Annotated in this window: 14 protein-coding genes, 2 pseudogenes and 1 riboswitch; of the genes and pseudogenes, 12 read left to right on the forward strand and 4 right to left on the reverse strand. The window is 63.2% G+C overall.

The window, feature by feature from the left end:
• From EN893_RS03135 to EN893_RS03145, 3 genes are all read left to right on the forward strand, one after another.
• On the forward strand, positions 1-656 hold a 656-nt coding region (locus tag EN893_RS03135), incomplete at its 5' end, for a chorismate synthase (protein ID WP_128361398.1).
• 110 nt (positions 657-766) lie between these two features.
• A complete protein-coding gene (gene ribB / locus EN893_RS03140) occupies positions 767-1867 on the forward strand; it encodes a 3,4-dihydroxy-2-butanone-4-phosphate synthase (protein WP_127268178.1) in 1101 nt (366 codons plus the stop codon).
• A 33-nt stretch (positions 1868-1900) separates the two neighbouring features.
• Positions 1901-2443, forward strand: a complete 543-nt coding sequence (locus EN893_RS03145) for a GNAT family N-acetyltransferase (RefSeq protein WP_127268179.1) — start codon at positions 1901-1903, stop codon at positions 2441-2443.
• Positions 2444-2481: 38 nt separating this feature from the next.
• Here the strand turns inward: EN893_RS03145 and EN893_RS03150 are convergent, their stop codons facing one another.
• Positions 2482-3705 (reverse strand): MFS transporter, encoded by a 1224-nt coding sequence (locus tag EN893_RS03150; protein WP_127268180.1) that lies wholly within the window; start codon positions 3703-3705, stop codon positions 2482-2484.
• Positions 3706-3826: 121 nt separating this feature from the next.
• Between EN893_RS03150 and EN893_RS03155 the strand changes: the two genes are divergently transcribed.
• Together EN893_RS03155 and EN893_RS03160 are read left to right on the forward strand one after the other, a co-directional pair.
• Positions 3827-4435, forward strand: coding sequence for a TetR/AcrR family transcriptional regulator (locus EN893_RS03155; protein WP_127268181.1), 609 nt, complete (start codon positions 3827-3829; stop codon positions 4433-4435).
• 287 nt (positions 4436-4722) lie between these two features.
• Positions 4723-5705, forward strand: a pseudogene (locus tag EN893_RS03160) (hypothetical protein).
• 122 nt (positions 5706-5827) lie between these two features.
• Here the strand turns inward: EN893_RS03160 and bluB are convergent.
• Positions 5828-6502, reverse strand: a pseudogene (gene bluB / locus EN893_RS38965) (5,6-dimethylbenzimidazole synthase); the annotation flags it as partial.
• A gap of 2 nt (positions 6503-6504) precedes the next feature.
• Positions 6505-6685, reverse strand: a riboswitch (cobalamin riboswitch).
• A gap of 121 nt (positions 6686-6806) precedes the next feature.
• Between bluB and EN893_RS03170 the strand changes: the two are divergent.
• The 6 genes from EN893_RS03170 to EN893_RS03195 all read left to right on the forward strand — a co-directional run bounded on the left by EN893_RS03170 (position 6807) and on the right by EN893_RS03195 (position 11826).
• Complete coding sequence (locus tag EN893_RS03170) at positions 6807-7733, forward strand: histone deacetylase family protein (protein ID WP_127270331.1); 927 nt, start codon at positions 6807-6809, stop codon at positions 7731-7733.
• A 3-nt stretch (positions 7734-7736) separates the two neighbouring features.
• Positions 7737-7988: an exodeoxyribonuclease VII small subunit gene (locus EN893_RS03175; RefSeq protein WP_127268720.1), complete on the forward strand. Its 252-nt coding sequence runs from the start codon at positions 7737-7739 to the stop codon at positions 7986-7988.
• A 110-nt stretch (positions 7989-8098) separates the two neighbouring features.
• Positions 8099-8365 (forward strand): DUF2277 domain-containing protein, encoded by a 267-nt coding sequence (locus tag EN893_RS03180; protein ID WP_127268719.1) that lies wholly within the window; start codon positions 8099-8101, stop codon positions 8363-8365.
• A gap of 39 nt (positions 8366-8404) precedes the next feature.
• Entirely contained in the window at positions 8405-9325 is a 921-nt protein-coding gene (locus EN893_RS03185; protein WP_127270330.1) for a pirin family protein, read from the forward strand.
• A 129-nt stretch (positions 9326-9454) separates the two neighbouring features.
• Entirely contained in the window at positions 9455-11368 is a 1914-nt protein-coding gene (gene dxs / locus EN893_RS03190) for a 1-deoxy-D-xylulose-5-phosphate synthase (RefSeq protein ID WP_127268718.1), read from the forward strand.
• Positions 11369-11532: 164 nt separating this feature from the next.
• Positions 11533-11826, forward strand: coding sequence for a hypothetical protein (locus EN893_RS03195; protein WP_127268717.1), 294 nt, complete (start codon positions 11533-11535; stop codon positions 11824-11826).
• Positions 11827-11910: 84 nt separating this feature from the next.
• Here the strand turns inward: EN893_RS03195 and EN893_RS03200 are convergent, their stop codons facing one another.
• Positions 11911-12792: a GNAT family N-acetyltransferase gene (locus EN893_RS03200; RefSeq protein WP_236382844.1), complete on the reverse strand. Its 882-nt coding sequence runs from the start codon at positions 12790-12792 to the stop codon at positions 11911-11913.
• 266 nt (positions 12793-13058) lie between these two features.
• On the reverse strand, positions 13059-14054 hold the full coding sequence (locus tag EN893_RS03205) for a sterol desaturase family protein (RefSeq protein ID WP_164748752.1): 996 nt from the start codon (positions 14052-14054) through the stop codon (positions 13059-13061).
• 324 nt (positions 14055-14378) lie between these two features.
• On the opposite strand from EN893_RS03205, the gene EN893_RS03210 reads away from it, so the two are divergent.
• Positions 14379-15122: TlyA family RNA methyltransferase (locus EN893_RS03210; RefSeq protein ID WP_164900701.1), on the forward strand; the 744-nt coding region annotated here is incomplete at its 3' end.

Here is a 15122-nt window from a genome sequence, read left to right on the forward strand (position 1 = left end):
AGGTGGTTCCGGGCGTTGTGGTGCGCGGCGCGCTGGTGTCGATGGGCGAAAAATCCATAGACCGCGCCAACTGGAACTGGAATTTCATCGGCGATGCCGAAAATCCGTTCTTCACCCCCGATCCGGCCTCCGTACCCGTCTTCACCCAGTATCTCGACGGCATCCGCAAGGCGGGCTCCTCGGTCGGGGCGGTGATCGAAATCGTCGCCGACGGCGTTCCGCCAGGCCTCGGCGCGCCGATCTATGCCAAGCTCGATCAGGACATCGCCTCCGGCCTGATGTCGATCAACGCGGTCAAGGGCGTCGAGATCGGCAACGGCTTCGAGGCCGCCCGTATCACCGGCGAGCAGAATGCCGACGAGATGCGCATCGGCAATGACGGCAAGCCGGTGTTCCTGTCCAACAATGCGGGCGGCATCCTCGGTGGCATCTCGACCGGCCAGGCGATCGTCGCTCGTTTCGCCGTCAAGCCGACCTCCTCGATCCTGACGCCGCGAAAGTCGATCGACAAGGACGGCAGGGACGTCGAGATCATGACCAAGGGTCGCCACGACCCATGCGTCGGCATCCGCGCCGTGCCGATCGGCGAAGCAATGGTTGCCTGTGCGATCGCCGACCACTATCTGCGGCATCGGGGACAGACGGGAAGGGAATAGGGGAATAAGGGAATATGTTGCGCTCTTAGCGCGGCCGGCCAAATCTTTTTGCTTTTCCCTACTCCCGTACTGCCCTACTCCCTTATTCCCTGCGAGCAAAGCGAGCACTTATGCCTTACGACCAGAAGAAGATCGTCGAAGCCCTGCGTGCTTTCGAACGCGGCGAGATCGTCGTCGTCATGGATGATGACGGGCGCGAGAACGAAGGCGACCTGATCGTTGCCGCCGTCCACTGCACGCCCGAAAAGATGGCGTTCATCGTGCGCCACACCTCCGGCATCGTCTGCACGCCGATGCCGCGCGAAGAAGCCAAGCGGCTGAACCTTGCGCCGATGGTCGCCGACAACGATTCCGCCCATACCACCGCTTTCACCGTCAGCGTCGATTTCAAGCATGGCACCACGACGGGCATCTCGGCCGAAGATCGCACTTTGACCGTTCGAAATCTTGCCAACGGCAATGTCGGTGGCTCGGATTTCGTCCGCCCCGGCCACATCTTCCCGCTGATCGCGCGCGAAGGCGGCGTGCTGATGCGCTCCGGCCATACCGAAGCAGCGGTCGATCTGTGCAAGCTCGCCGGCCTGCCGCCGGTCGGCGTCATTTCCGAGCTGGTCAATGATGACGGCACCGTCAAGCGCGGCCCGCAGGTGCAGGCTTTCGCCGAGGAGCATGGGCTGAAGCAGGTTTCGGTTGCCGACCTCATCGCCTACCGGCAACGTAAGGAAACTCTGGTCGAACGCGTCGCTTGCTCGGAAATCGACACGCTCGGCGGCAAGGCACAGGTCTTCACCTACACGCTGCCGTGGGACTCCATGCACCACGTCGCCATCGTCTTCGGCGACATTCGTGACGGCGAGGAGGTCCCGGTGCGCCTGCATTCGGAGGATGTGGTGACCGATGTGTTCGGCACCAGCCACCGGCTCGACGCCATTATGAAGGCAATGGGCGAGCGCAGGCGCGGCGTCATCGTCTATCTCAGAGAAGGCTCCGTCGGCGTTGCGCATCAGGAGCGCAAACGACCGGCAAGCGGCGACCGCGAGGATCACGAAGAGGCCCGCCGCCGCGAAAACGAGTGGCGCGAGATCGGGCTCGGCGCGCAGATCCTCAAGGATCTCGGCATCTCCTCGATCAACCTGATCGCCTCGCGCGAACGCCACTATGTCGGCCTCGAAGGTTTTGGCATCCACATCGCCAAGACCGAGATCCTCTGAGCCTCCCGCCGATCCGGTTGCCGGAGAAGACGGATGAATGCGCCCCTGCCTTCCAGCCAGCGCAGCGAGCGGCTTTTGCTGCGCCGCCCGGCAGAGGCTGATCTGGATTTCCTGATCGATCTCTTTTCGCGCGGGGAGCTTGTTGCGCATCGACCCGACCCTGTTCCGGATAGAGCCCAGCAGAGCGCCGCGCGGCTGAGGCGCGACATCGGTCATTGGGACAAGCACGGCTTTGGCCGCTGGGCAGTCGAGGCGGATGGAAAGTTGATCGGCTTCGGCGGCGTCACGGTATCGGCGGATTTCGACGGTCTGAACCTGTCCCATCATCTTCATCCGGCGGCCTGGGGACATGGCTATGCCACGGAATTGGTGATGGAAGCACTGCGCACCGCGTTCGGCCCCTTGCGTGCCGATCGGGTTGTCGGCCTCGTCCGCCCCGCCAATCCGGCCTCGCGACGGGTGCTGGAGAAATGTGGCTTCGCCTTCGAAAAAGAGGTGATGCTGCGCGGGGCGCCAACGATACTTTTGGCATTGGCGCACCCGGGAAAAGCCAATATTTCAGGCCCGGCCGCCTAGAGCGGCGCGCCCGGTCCTAAAGCCCGGACGCGCCGGAACTATTCCGCGGCAATCGCGGCTGCTTCGCATCCGTCCATCTCGCACTCAGTCGTGGCAAGGCTGCGTTGGCCGAGCAGCACCGTGGCCAGTGCGATCGTGCCTGAAGCCACCGACACCCAGAACCCGCTCTTGGCGCCGAACGCATCCACCATCGCGCCGGCCGCGAACGAGCCCAGCGCCATGCCGATGCCGATGCCGGTCATGACCCAGGTGATGCCTTCGGTCAGCATCGCTTCCGGCACATGCCGCTCGATCAGGCCGAACGCGGTGATGAAGGTCGGCGAGATCGCCACACCGCTGATGAACACGGTCAGCGCCAGCAGTGGCACGGTGTCGGCGGTGAGCGGCAACAGCGTGCCGAGCGCGACGAGGGCGACTGCGATGGCCAGCTGGCGTTTCAGCGGCGCCTTCAGGCTGAGCGCGCCGACGATGATGCCGAGCACGAACGATCCCAGCGCATAAACGCCGATGACGAGGCTGGCGGCGCCCGGTTGGCCAAGCTCCTTGGTGATCGCCACGGTGGTCACTTCCGTCGTCGCGAAGGTTGCGCCGATGAAGATCAGGGCGAGGGTGATGATCTGAACCGGCCGCAGGCGGATCGCCGAGCCGCTTGAGTTATGGTCGACCGGCCGCACCCGGGGCTCGGTCGAGCGTTGCAGGATGAAGGCCGCTGATCCGAATGCGAGAAATAATGTGCTCACCAGAACGCCGGCTTCCGGGAACAGGGCGGCACTCAGGCCGACCGATAGCGATGCCCCGGCGATATAGACCAGTTCATCGGCCACGGACTCGAAGGCGAATGCGGTGTTCATCTGCGGCCGCCCCCGGAAAATCTCCGTCCAGCGCGCGCGCACCATCGCCGGTATGCTTGGCATGGCGGCGGCCAGCAGTGCCGATACGAACAGAGTCCAAACCGGCCAGTCCTGGTTGGCCGCCGCTATCAGGACCGCGAAAGCCAGCACCGCGATGATGGTGGTGGGCACCACGATTCGTGTCTGGCCCAGGCGGTCCACCAGTCTCGATATCTGCGGCGCGACGAAGGCGTTGGCCAGCGCGTATGTCGCCGAGACGGCTCCGGCCAGCCAGTATTCGCCACGCGTCTGCGACAGCATCGCCACGATGCCGATGGGCGCCATGGCGATCGGCAGGCGCGCCATGAAGCCGGCGGCCGCAAAGCCCTTGGCTCCCGGGGCACGAAAGATTTCCGCGTAGGGATTTTGCATCGGTTGGTTCCTCGACAAAGGACGATTGGACAATTACATACGGAGCGTATGATCATTAAATAGACCATACGTCGCGTATGTCAATTGGCATACGTTGCGTATGTGAATAGGGCCAGAAGCCATGCACAGACCCCGCAAGGAGATGATCGCCGAGACGCGCGCCAAGCTGATCGCGGCGGCCCGTCATGCCTTCGGCACAACAGGCTATGCGGAAGCCTCGATGGATGATTTCACCGCTTCGGCCGGGCTGACGCGCGGCGCGCTCTATCATCATTTCGGCGACAAAAAGGGGCTGCTGCAGGCGGTCATAGCCCAGATTGACGGCGAGATGGCGGCGCGCATCAATGAGGTCGCGTCGAGAGCGCCGACCCGTTGGCAGCATTTCGTCGACGAGTGCTCGACCTATATCGAGATGGCGCTGGAGCCGGAAATCCAGCGCATCATGTTCCGGGATGGCCCGGCCGTGCTGGGGGATCCAGCGCAATGGCCGAATTGCAGTGCGTGCATCGCTTCAATGACCGACCATCTGACCGCGCTGCAGGAGGAGGGGGTCGTTGTCTCCAGCCTCGACCCCGAGACGGCCTCGCGACTGATCAACGGAGCGAGCAGCCAGGCAGCGCAACGGATCGCCAATTCGAGCGACCCCGAAGCGACGTCGAAGAAGGTGGTGACGGCGTTCAAGCAACTGCTCGAAGGCCTGCTCAAGAAGCCGGACCCGCAGTCGAATTGAAGTTCCCACCGGAGCTTTCGTGCCGGCAGCTGTTCCCGATAGGAATTTTTTCTTGACTCGGTGACCTCAGCTAAGGTACATATTCGTCCATGGTGCTGATTTGCGCCAGTGACCCGCCGCACAGGCGGGTTTTTCGTTTGATGCTCCGTCAGCCTACGCGCCGGCGAAGGCTCCGAAGAAACCCGTTAGCCCGAATTCGTTGCCCTTTGGCGTCAGGGCCGGCAATTGACAATCGCCGGGTTGAGTCCATCCTCTTCCACCATCTCTGAGGCGGAGATTCGGGGCACATGTGGGATTTTGAGATCGGCCGGTCGGTGTCCATCATGATGCGGACCTGGCCGTTCATCGTCTTTCGCATGATCGTCTATTTCGGCATCACGCTGGCCTACATTATGGCGACGGGCACCGGCGCCTCGGTCGGCTATGGCGTCGGCCATATCTCCACTGATCCCGACGGGCCCATGTCCTTTGCCCTGTGGGGCGGCGTGGTCGGGTTTGGCCTCGTCTCGATCGCTGTGTATTGGATCCGCGAATACATCCTCTATGTCGTCAAGGCCGGCCACATCGCCGTCATGGTTCATCTGATCGACGGCCGCGACATTCCCGGCGTCAGGACCAGATCGCCTATGCCAGGGATATCGTGACCCAGCGTTTCGCCGAGGCCAACATCCTTTTCGTCGTCGACCAACTCGTCAAGGGCGCCATCCGCGCCATCACCGGCCTGCTCGGCGGCATCGCCGCCTTCCTGCCGATACCGGGCCTGAGCGGCCTGGTCTCCTTCATCAACACGGTGATCCGCCTGTCGCTGACCTATGTCGACGAGATCATCCTCGGCTACAACATCCGCATCAATTCAGCCTCGCCCTTCGAGACGGCGCGCCAGGGCGTCGTGCTCTATGCCCAGAACGGCAAGGTCATGGTCAAGAACGCCGTCTGGCTGGCGGTCATCATGTGGGGCGTGTCGTTCATCATCTTTCTGATGATGCTGGCGCCTGCCGGCGCGATTCTGTTCCTGATGCCTGGCCAGCTCGCCGGCTGGGCTTTTGTGCTCGCCATCGTCTTCGCCTGGGCATTCAAGGCGGCATTCATTGAACCCTTCGCCATCGCCTGCCTGATGCAGGTCTATTTCAAGACCATCGCGGGCCAGGTGCCGGATCCGGCCTGGGACGCCCGGCTGGCCGAGGCGTCGTCGAAGTTCAGGGAGCTCAAGGACAAGGCGCTCGCCTCCTTCGGCGGTTCGCGCTGGGCTACGGCCGGCGCCACACCCTGATCGGCCGGGCGGGTGATGTCTGGTGAGGCAGAAACGGTGTTGAGGCGCGCCACGGTGGATTTGAGCTGTGTCTCGCCTTGCCCGGAAAAGGTCTCGCTCATGATCAGCTCCGGCAGCGGCAGCCGCCGTCCCCAGCCATGCGTTTCAAGGTCCGGTTTGGGAGCGAACTCGGAAACACGGCCGACGCAGAGATAGGCGATCGGCGTTACGTGGTCCGGAATGGCCAACAGCCGCTTTAGCGCCTGCGCTTCGATGATGCTGACCCAGCCTACACCGACGCCCTCGGCACGCGCGGCCAGCCAGAAATTCTGCACCGCGCAGACGGTGCTGTAGAGATCCATCTCCGGATTGTGCCAGCGTCCCAGCGGCGAACCCTTCGAGCGCTGCCGGTCGCAGGTGATGCAGATGTTGAGCGCGCTTTCGCAGATGCCTTCCAGCTTGAGCTTGCGGTAGAGTTCCTGCCGCTCTTCGTCGATCGCCGGCAGTTCCTGCTCGCGCGCGGCCAGGAACAGGTCGCGCACCTCCGCCCGTCGCTCGATGTCACGAATGACAATGAAATTCCATGGCTGCATGAAGCCGACCGATGGCGCGTGATGGGCAGCAAGCAGCAGCCGCGCCAGCACGTCGTCATCGATCGCGGTGGGCAGGAAATGGCTGCGCACGTCGCGCCGTGTGAACATGGCGCGATAGACCGCATCGCGCGCACTCTGGTCAAATCCGTCGCCAACAGCAGCGGTCAGGTGTTCCGGCATCGCTTGTCCCCTTGCGATTGCAATTGATATCATCCGCCTGACCATGCGGATGACGATGCCTGCCAGGCCGGTCTTCTGGCTCGGGATCAACCCGCGTCCGGTGCCTTCCCGTCATCGACAGTGGCATTTACCGGCGCGGTCCCCCTCACAGCGTTGGGCACGCCACGGAATTCAACCGTGTTCCCGATTCTCCCGCTTGCGGCGGGCACCAGGCAGTACCAAAAACCTTACGCCGAAGTGCTGAGGACGCCAATGCTTGCAGCGACGCGAATGGACGCAGTCGCGATTTTCCCCAGTCATCGGCCGCCCGTGCATGGCCTTTGTCGATCCGGGTCACTAGATTAGGACGATGACCACCCGTCTCTACACCCATCCGATCTTCCTCGAGCATCTCACGCCGCCCGGACATCCCGAGCGGCCCGACCGCTTGCGTGCCATCGAGCGCGTGCTCGATGAGGAAGCCTTTGCCGGGCTCGATCGTATCCAGGCGCCGGAAGGCGACGAGGCCACCATCCTCTACGCGCATCCCGCCGATTTCGTCGCCCGCGTGCGCGCCGCCATTCCCGACGAGGGGATTGCCCGCATCGATGCCGACACCACTGCCAGTCCGAAGAGCTGGCAAGCGGCGATCACCGCGATCGGCGCCGCCAACGCCGCCGTCGATGACGTCTTTTCGGGCCGCGCCGACAACGTCTTCGTCGCCGCCCGGCCGCCCGGCCATCATGCCGAAAAGACCACGGCCATGGGCTTCTGCCTGTTCAACACGGCGGCGATCGCGGCGCGTTATGCGCAGAAGAAACACGGTGTCGAACGCGTTGCCATCGTCGACTGGGACGTGCATCACGGCAATGGCACGCAGGACATTTTCTGGGACGATCCGTCGGTGCTCTATTGCTCGACACACCAGATGCCGCTTTATCCCGGCACCGGAGCGAAGAACGAAACGGGCGCCGGCAACATCGTCAACGCGCCGCTGGCGCCGCAGACTGGCAGCGAGGTGTTTCGCGATGCCTTCCTGTCGCGCGTCCTGCCCGCGCTCGACAATTTCGCGCCCGACCTGATTATCATTTCGGCGGGGTTCGACGCGCACCACCGCGATCCGCTGGCCGAGATCAATCTGACCGAGGATGATTTCGATTGGGCGACCGGCCAACTGATGCAGCGCGCGGCACGCCACAGCGGCAACCGGCTCGTCAGCCTGCTCGAGGGCGGCTACGATCTGCAGGGATTGGCATTTTCGGTCGCCGCCCATGTCGGGCGACTGATGAAAGGATGAATGATGGCCGATGAGACCAACGAAGACGTCAAGGCGATGAGCTTCGAGCAGGCACTCGATGCGCTGGAGAAGATCGTCGATGATCTGGAGCGTGGCGACGTGCCGCTCGACCAGTCGATCAAGATCTATGAACGTGGCGAGGCGCTGAAGGCGCATTGCGACCGGCTGCTGAAGGCCGCCGAGGACAAGGTCGAGAAGATCAGGCTGTCGCGCGACGGCAAGCCGGTCGGAACGGAGCCGCTCGACGCGGATTGAGGCCCGGTCCGAACATAGGCTCGCCTCACCGGTTTTTGGACATGATCATGATCGAGGATATAACTCGTCCCGATTGAAACAGCTCAAGGACAAGAGGAGATACGGAAGCGATGTGCAGAAACATCAAGACCCTGTTCAATTTTGATCCGCCGGCAACCCCTGACGAGGTGCGCGACGCGGCTCTTCAGTTCGTCCGCAAGCTGAGCGGAACGACGCGACCCTCGAAGCAGAACCAGCACGCCTTCGACCATGCCGTCGAAGCCATCGCGGCCTCGGCGCGCGAACTGCTCGATTCCCTGGAAACCCATCAGCATCCGCGTAATCGCGAAGAGGTGGCGGCCAAGCTGCGGGCAAAGGCGGCGATCCGCTTTGCCTGACGCGGCCAGGCGGCCTTCGACGGCCGACAAGGAGAGTCCATGAGCTTCTTCCCCGGGAAAGACCCTGAGGCAGGCGACGCCTTTGCCAGCGACCAGATCGAATTGATGGTCATTCCGAACGCCAAGGACATCGGCGGTTTTCAGGTGCGCCGTGCCCTGCCGACGGCAAAAAGGCGGCTGGTCGGGCCGTTCATCTTCTTCGACCGCATGGGTCCTGCCATCCTGCGGGCCGGCCAGGCGCTCGACGTCCGTCCGCATCCGCATATCGGCCTGTCGACGGTCACCTATCTGTTCGACGGCAAGATCCGGCACCGCGATTCACTCGGCACCGAAATGGTCATTCAGCCCGGCGACGTGAATTTGATGACCGCTGGCCGCGGCATCGTCCATTCGGAGCGTACGCCGGAGGAACTGCGTGGCGCGCCGATGTCGGTATCCGGTCTGCAGACATGGCTGGCGCTGCCGGACGACAAGGAAGAGGTGGCACCGGTTTTCGAGAACACAGGAGCGCTCAGGCTTCCCGAGATCGATGCCGAAGGCGTCAACGGGCGCCTCATCATCGGCGATTTCCAGGGGTTGCGGTCGCCGGTCAGGGCCGACTCGGAGACGCTCTACGCCGACCTGCGCCTGGCGCCCGGCGCCAGCGTGAAAATCCCGGCCGATGCGGAAGAACGCGCCATTTACACGCTGGAGGGCGAGGTCTCGATTTCGGGCGATGTGTTCCCAGCCGAACGGCTGCTGGTGTTCCGTCCCGGTGACGAGATCGTCGTGTCGTCGCTGACCGGCGCGCATTTCATGCTGTTCGGCGGCGCCTCTCTTGGTTCGAAGCGTTATATCTGGTGGAATTTCGTCTCCTCATCGAAGGAGCGCATCGAACAGGCCAAGCAAGAATGGAAGGCGGGCCGCTTCGACATCGTTCCCGGAGACGAGGAAGAGTTCATCCCGCTGCCGGAAAGCTGATGCCCGTCGCCGGAAAGTGGCAGAACGAAATGCATAGACAAAAGACTAGGGCCTGATCCGCGTCACTGACACGCATTTACTTTCGCCGGCCGGCGGCCTATTCGCCCATCAACCGAAAGCCCGAGCACAGTGAACGCAACGCCGCATACGCCGCTTCTCGACAAGGTCCGCATCCCGGCCGACCTGCGCACGCTTGCGGAAAGTGAACTGCCGCAATTGGCGTCCGAGCTTCGCGCCGAGCTGGTCGACGCCGTCTCCCGCACGGGTGGTCATCTGGGCGCCGGGCTTGGCGTGGTCGAGCTGACAGTGGCGCTGCACTATGTCTTCAACACCCCCGATGACAGGCTGATCTGGGATGTCGGCCACCAGGCCTATCCGCACAAGATCCTGACCGGCCGCCGCGACCGTATCCGCACGCTGCGCCAGGAAGGCGGTCTGTCCGGCTTCACCCGCCGCGCCGAGAGCGAGTACGATCCCTTCGGCGCCGCCCACTCCTCGACATCGATATCGGCCGGCCTCGGCATGGCCGCCGCCCGCGATCTCTCCGGCGGCCGCAACAGCGTCATTGCCGTCATCGGCGATGGCGCCATGTCTGCCGGCATGGCCTATGAGGCGATGAACAATGCCGGTGCGCTCGATGCACGGCTGATCGTCATTCTCAATGACAACGACATGTCGATCGCGCCGCCGACCGGCGCGATGAGCGCCTATCTGGCGCGGCTGGCCTCCGGCAAGGCCTATATCGGCCTGCGCGATTTCGGCAAGAAACTGACGTCCTATCTCGGCAAGCGCGCGGATCGTGCGATCACAAGGGCGGTCGAGCATGCACGCGGCTATGTCACCGGCGGCACGCTGTTCGAGGAACTCGGCTTCTATCACATCGGCCCCATAGACGGCCACAATCTGGAGCACCTGATCCCGGTCCTGAAAAATGTCCGCGACAATGGCGAAGGCCCGGTGCTCATCCATGTCGTCACCCAGAAGGGCAAGGGCTATGCGCCGGCCGAAGCCGCCGCCGACAAATATCACGGCGTCAACAAGTTCGACGTCATCACCGGCGCGCAGGCCAAGGCGCCAGCCAACGCACCGGCCTACACCAAGGTGTTCGCCGAAAGCCTGGTCCAGGAGGGCCGCGAGGACGACCGCATCGTCGCCGTCACGGCCGCCATGCCGAGCGGCACCGGCCTCGACCTGTTCGGTGAAGCGTTCCCATCGCGCACCTTCGATGTCGGCATCGCCGAACAGCACGCGGTGACCTTCGCCGCCGGCCTTGCCACCGAAGGCTGCAAGCCGTTCGCGGCCATCTATTCCACCTTCCTGCAGCGCGCCTACGACCAGGTCGTCCACGACGTCGCTATTCAGAAATTGCCGGTGCGGTTTCCCATCGACCGCGCCGGTTTCGTCGGCGCCGATGGCGCGACCCATTGCGGCGCCTTCGACACCACCTTCCTGGCGACACTGCCGGGTTTCGTCGTCATGGCGGCCGCCGACGAGGCGGAGCTGCGCCACATGGTGCGCACCGCGGCGAGCTATGATGAGGGTCCGATCGCCTTCCGCTATCCGCGCGGCAATGGCGTCGGCGTCGACATGCCGGAGCGCGGCTCGGTTCTCGAAATCGGCAAGGGCCGCATCGTCAAGGAGGGTACCAAGGTTGCATTGCTGTCTTTCGGCACGCGGCTGCAGGATTGCCTGATCGCCGCGGAGGAGCTAGGTGCTGCCGGGCTGTCCACCACGGTCGCCGACGCCCGTTTCGCCAAGCCGCTCGACCAGGATCTGATCCGGCGGCTGGCCCGCTCGCATGAGGTGCTGGTGACGGTGGAGGAGGGCGCCGTCGGCGGCTTCGCCAGCCACGTGCTGCAGTTCCTTGCCCATGAGGGCCTGCTGGAAAGCGGCCTGAAGGTGCGTCCGCTGGTGCTGCCCGACGCGTTCAGCGACCACGCCAAGCCGGAAAAGATGTATGCCGATGCCGGGCTCGATGCCGCCGGCATCGTGCGCACCGTGTTCGTGGCACTCGGGCACACAGTCCACGCCCAGCGCGCCTGAATCCCAGCGCGCCTGAATCAAAGTCTCAAAGACTTGAATTAGTTTGCCGGCAAGCGATCTTAAGGCATTGTTTACGCTGCCATTTGGCGCTTTGCTTACCGTGTCTCTTGGCCGTTTTTCAATGGCGCCCTGCTAGATCGTGATCAGGCAGGGAGACAACAACAATGAAAACGCTTCTGTGCGGCGCAGCACTTTGCGCCGTTATCATCGCGCCGGCCACAGCCGAAACGCGCTATGACCGCAGCCTCGAAAAGGCGGCGATGGGCATCATCGCCGGCAAGATGGGCGACATCCGCGGCGGCTTTTCCTTCAAGCAGGTGCCGCAATTGGTGGTTCTGCCGGCCCCTGTTCCCGCGCCTGCGGGTGCCATCGAGCCTGCACGCGAGCAAGCTTCGGGCGGCCGTGAGGATGGCTTGTCTCCAGCCGTCGAGCGCCCGGTTTCGCGAACCGTATTCTGAGCTGAAGACAGCAAGCCTTGATCGGGATTGCCCGATCGTTTCGCGCTTGCCGCTGTGCAGGCGATCTAAAAAGCGTCGGCAATGCTACTCCGCCGCAACCAGCTCCGCTTGCTGCGCCGATTTCTCGGGGCGCCAGGATTGCGCCGCGTGGCGGGCGCGGTCTGCCAGGGCGGCTAGGCGTCCGCGCAGGTTTCGTCCACCCACCACCGACGACAAGATCACCGAATGCGTCGCAAAGCGGCGCTTGAAATCCTCGCCGCCGCAGAGAAAATCGATCGTGGTCAAGCCCCGGTCAAACGACCACTGGATGTAATCCATCATCAAGACCATCCCCGGCGAGGCCCGTTCGAAGGCCGGATCATAGGTGGTGACGAAAGCCATCATCGTTCCATGCTGCTCGAAATTGATCGAGATGGCGATGATCTCGTCTTCGCGTTCGAGCACGAAGATGCGCAGCAATCCAAGCTTGGCCAGAACGGATATGAGTGCCGCCAGCGCGGGGGAGCCTTCGTCGAAGAGGTCCGAAACGCGGCCGTGTTTTGCAAGCCACAACCGCTTCAGCGCGGCGACGCGCTCCAGCACCGGCTCGCGGGCTTCGTGTGCATCCATCAGGCGGAAACGCAGCGCGCCGCCTTCCTCCATGAATTTGTAGCCACGGCGATAGTTTTGCCGAGTTTTCTTCGACTGGCTTTCAAACCATTGTGCGCCGCGTTGCCCGGCGCCGGAAACTCGATAGCTGACCTCGCTGCGGTGGCTTGGCTGCAAGATATTGCTCTGGCCTGGGGCGGCGGGACCAAGCAGGGTCCGGAATCGGGCATCAGGCAACAGACGATTGAGGTAGGCAAGATCGAAGCCGCCATCGTCGAGGATATGTTGCCAGAGTTGCGGCAGGATCTGTGGCTCGGCATCGGGAGCAACCAGGACATCGCCATAGTCGCAGTGATCTTTCGCCGCCCATTCCAGCATACGGATGCCCGAGCGCCAGAAGGTCGCGAGCGCAATGACGGCCTCGAGACGCTCGCCGCTCCAGACCAGGCCGATCCTGAGACCGCGACGGTCCTGATGCGGTGTGGTGTGCCACCAGGCCGAGATCCAGTCGGGATGCTGGAAAACGAGGCCGCCGGCGCGTTGCCAGAGCGCTGCCCAGGCGGGCGCGATTTCTGCCAGTCGCGCTGGCGAGGTCGCAATTTCGATCCGGTGCGTTCGCGGCATCCGGAACACGGCGGGTCCGTTCATGGCTTCCCCCTTTGCGGCGATTGCTGTGGCTCGGGCTTGTCGGTGCGGAAATGTCTGGCGATCTGCCGCCACATCCGCTTCAGCGGCAGGACATAGAGGCCTGCGAGCGACTGGTAGTCGCGCACGTTGCGTTCGATCAAACCGAACTTGAAGTCCTCGTCGGGTCTCGGAACGCACAGGGTTCCGAAGAGCCGATCCCAGAACGAGAAGAGCAGCCCGAAGTTCTTGTCGTAGTGGCGCGGGTCGGTGCTGTGGTGCAGCTGATGCCAGTGCGGGCACAGGATCAGATTGTTCAACGGTCCAAACGAGATCTTGAAATGCGTGTGCCTGACGAAATCCATCATCAGGATGTTGCGTATGATGTAGACGTTGACGCCGAAGACCGTCAGCTCGACGAGGTTCAGCGACACCAGCGACCAGATGCCGAAGCAGATGCCGGGAATGACGCCGTCCCAGGCCCGGTTCATCAATTCGTCGAGCGGGTGGACGCGATCCTTGGTGATGCCGACCATCACCTCGGCCGAATGGTGAACCTTGTGCAGTTCCCACAGCACCGGGTAGCGGTGCTGGGCGACGTGATAGAGATAGTACGAAATGTCGTAGGCAAGCAGCATGGTGATGGTGAAGATCGTCACCGTCACCGGCCCTGCCGGTCCTTCGATCAGGGGCGGCTGGATCGCCAGCAGCGTGGAGAGCAACCAGTTCGTCGCATAGCCGACGGCGCTGACGAAGACGACGCCGGCGGGCAGCATGAGGAATGGCATCAGCGCCTTCCGCGTCACCCAGAACAAAAGGTCGGCTTTCGCCGAAGGGTGCGTGATGACCTCATGCGGGACTGCGAACTCGAAGAACTCTTTCCAGCTCTTTTTCTCGACCGTGCGCCAGTAGGCGACCAGGGCGCTGACCAAAGCAGTCAGCAACAGAAGTCCGGTCGCCAGCAGGCCGGCGCCGGAAATCCGGTCAAGAACCTTGTAGACGATATCGCTGGCCATTTCCAAGGTTGCCGCCTCTTCATCCGGCTTTTCCGGTCGTCGCGGTCATAACATTGAAGTCCTCAAGCAAATGCGATGAAAATTGGTTAAGAAATCATGAGGCTTTCTAGATTTTAGGCACTTATCGGCAGGCGACGAGACCTCATGCTTCGGCGGTCATCCGTCTCAACCGGCGCAACGATAGATATTCATAGGGTGGTCGGCGTGACGGAACGCCTCACCATCGCCGCAGTCCAATGTGCTGGGCGTGATGATGGGAACGTGAGACGAGATGCTTCCGGCCGGTGCTCTTGCCATCGTCATCGGCTTTCGCCATGAAGGCCGATGAATTCGCCTCTGCCAGCCAGCGCACGCCAGCGGCTCGACGACCTGCTCGTCCAGCGCGGGCTGTTTGCCAGCCGTTCACGTGCCCGCGACGCGGTCGAGCGTGGCACGGTGACCGTCGACGGCGTCATTGCGCGCAAGCCCGGCCAGAGCGTTTTGCCGCAATGCCTTGTTGCCATCGATGATCCGGCGCAAGGCTATGTGTCGCGCGCGGCACTCAAGCTGATCGGTGGGCTCGATCATTTCGGCCTCGACCCTGCCGGCTCTGAAGCGCTCGACATCGGCGCCTCGACCGGCGGCTTCACCCAGGTGTTGCTCGAGCGCGGCGTGGTCCATGTCACCGCGGTCGATGTCGGTCATGGCCAGATGCATCCTGATATCGGCGGCGACCCGCGTGTGACGGTGATCGAAGGACTGAACGCCCGCGACCTCGCCGTTGCCGATCTCAGCGGGCGTATTCCGGATTTCATCGTGTCCGACGTCAGCTTCATCTCGCTGAAACTGGCGCTGCCGCCGGCGCTTGATCTGGCGAAGGCTGGCGCCAAGGCCGTGTTTCTGGTCAAGCCGCAATTCGAGGCGGGCCGTGATGCGATCGGCAAGGGTGGTCTGTTGAAAGATCCCTACGACGCCTCCCGTGTCGCCGGCCTGCTGCAGGATTGGCTGGACTCCGTGCCAGGCTGGCGCTCGCTGGGGCTGCATTTGTCGCCGATCGAGGGCGGCGACGGCAATCGCGAATTCCTGCTC

Origin of the sequence: Mesorhizobium sp. M7A.F.Ca.CA.004.04.2.1 (genome assembly GCF_004022825.1) — a bacterium.
GTDB lineage: Bacteria > Pseudomonadota > Alphaproteobacteria > Rhizobiales > Rhizobiaceae > Mesorhizobium.

Coding starts and splice junctions, on each gene's coding strand:
- ribB (WP_127268178.1), top strand. CDS start 767: ATGCCTTACGACCAGAAGAAGATCGTCGAAGCCCTGCGTGCTTTCGAA.
- EN893_RS03145 (WP_127268179.1), top strand. CDS start 1,901: ATGAATGCGCCCCTGCCTTCCAGCCAGCGCAGCGAGCGGCTTTTGCTG.
- EN893_RS03150 (WP_127268180.1), bottom strand. CDS start 3,705: ATGCAAAATCCCTACGCGGAAATCTTTCGTGCCCCGGGAGCCAAGGGC.
- EN893_RS03155 (WP_127268181.1), top strand. CDS start 3,827: ATGCACAGACCCCGCAAGGAGATGATCGCCGAGACGCGCGCCAAGCTG.
- EN893_RS03170 (WP_127270331.1), top strand. CDS start 6,807: ATGACCACCCGTCTCTACACCCATCCGATCTTCCTCGAGCATCTCACG.
- EN893_RS03175 (WP_127268720.1), top strand. CDS start 7,737: ATGGCCGATGAGACCAACGAAGACGTCAAGGCGATGAGCTTCGAGCAG.
- EN893_RS03180 (WP_127268719.1), top strand. CDS start 8,099: ATGTGCAGAAACATCAAGACCCTGTTCAATTTTGATCCGCCGGCAACC.
- EN893_RS03185 (WP_127270330.1), top strand. CDS start 8,405: ATGAGCTTCTTCCCCGGGAAAGACCCTGAGGCAGGCGACGCCTTTGCC.
- EN893_RS03195 (WP_127268717.1), top strand. CDS start 11,533: ATGAAAACGCTTCTGTGCGGCGCAGCACTTTGCGCCGTTATCATCGCG.
- EN893_RS03200 (WP_236382844.1), bottom strand. CDS start 12,792: ATGCTGGAATGGGCGGCGAAAGATCACTGCGACTATGGCGATGTCCTG.
- EN893_RS03205 (WP_164748752.1), bottom strand. CDS start 14,054: ATGGCCAGCGATATCGTCTACAAGGTTCTTGACCGGATTTCCGGCGCC.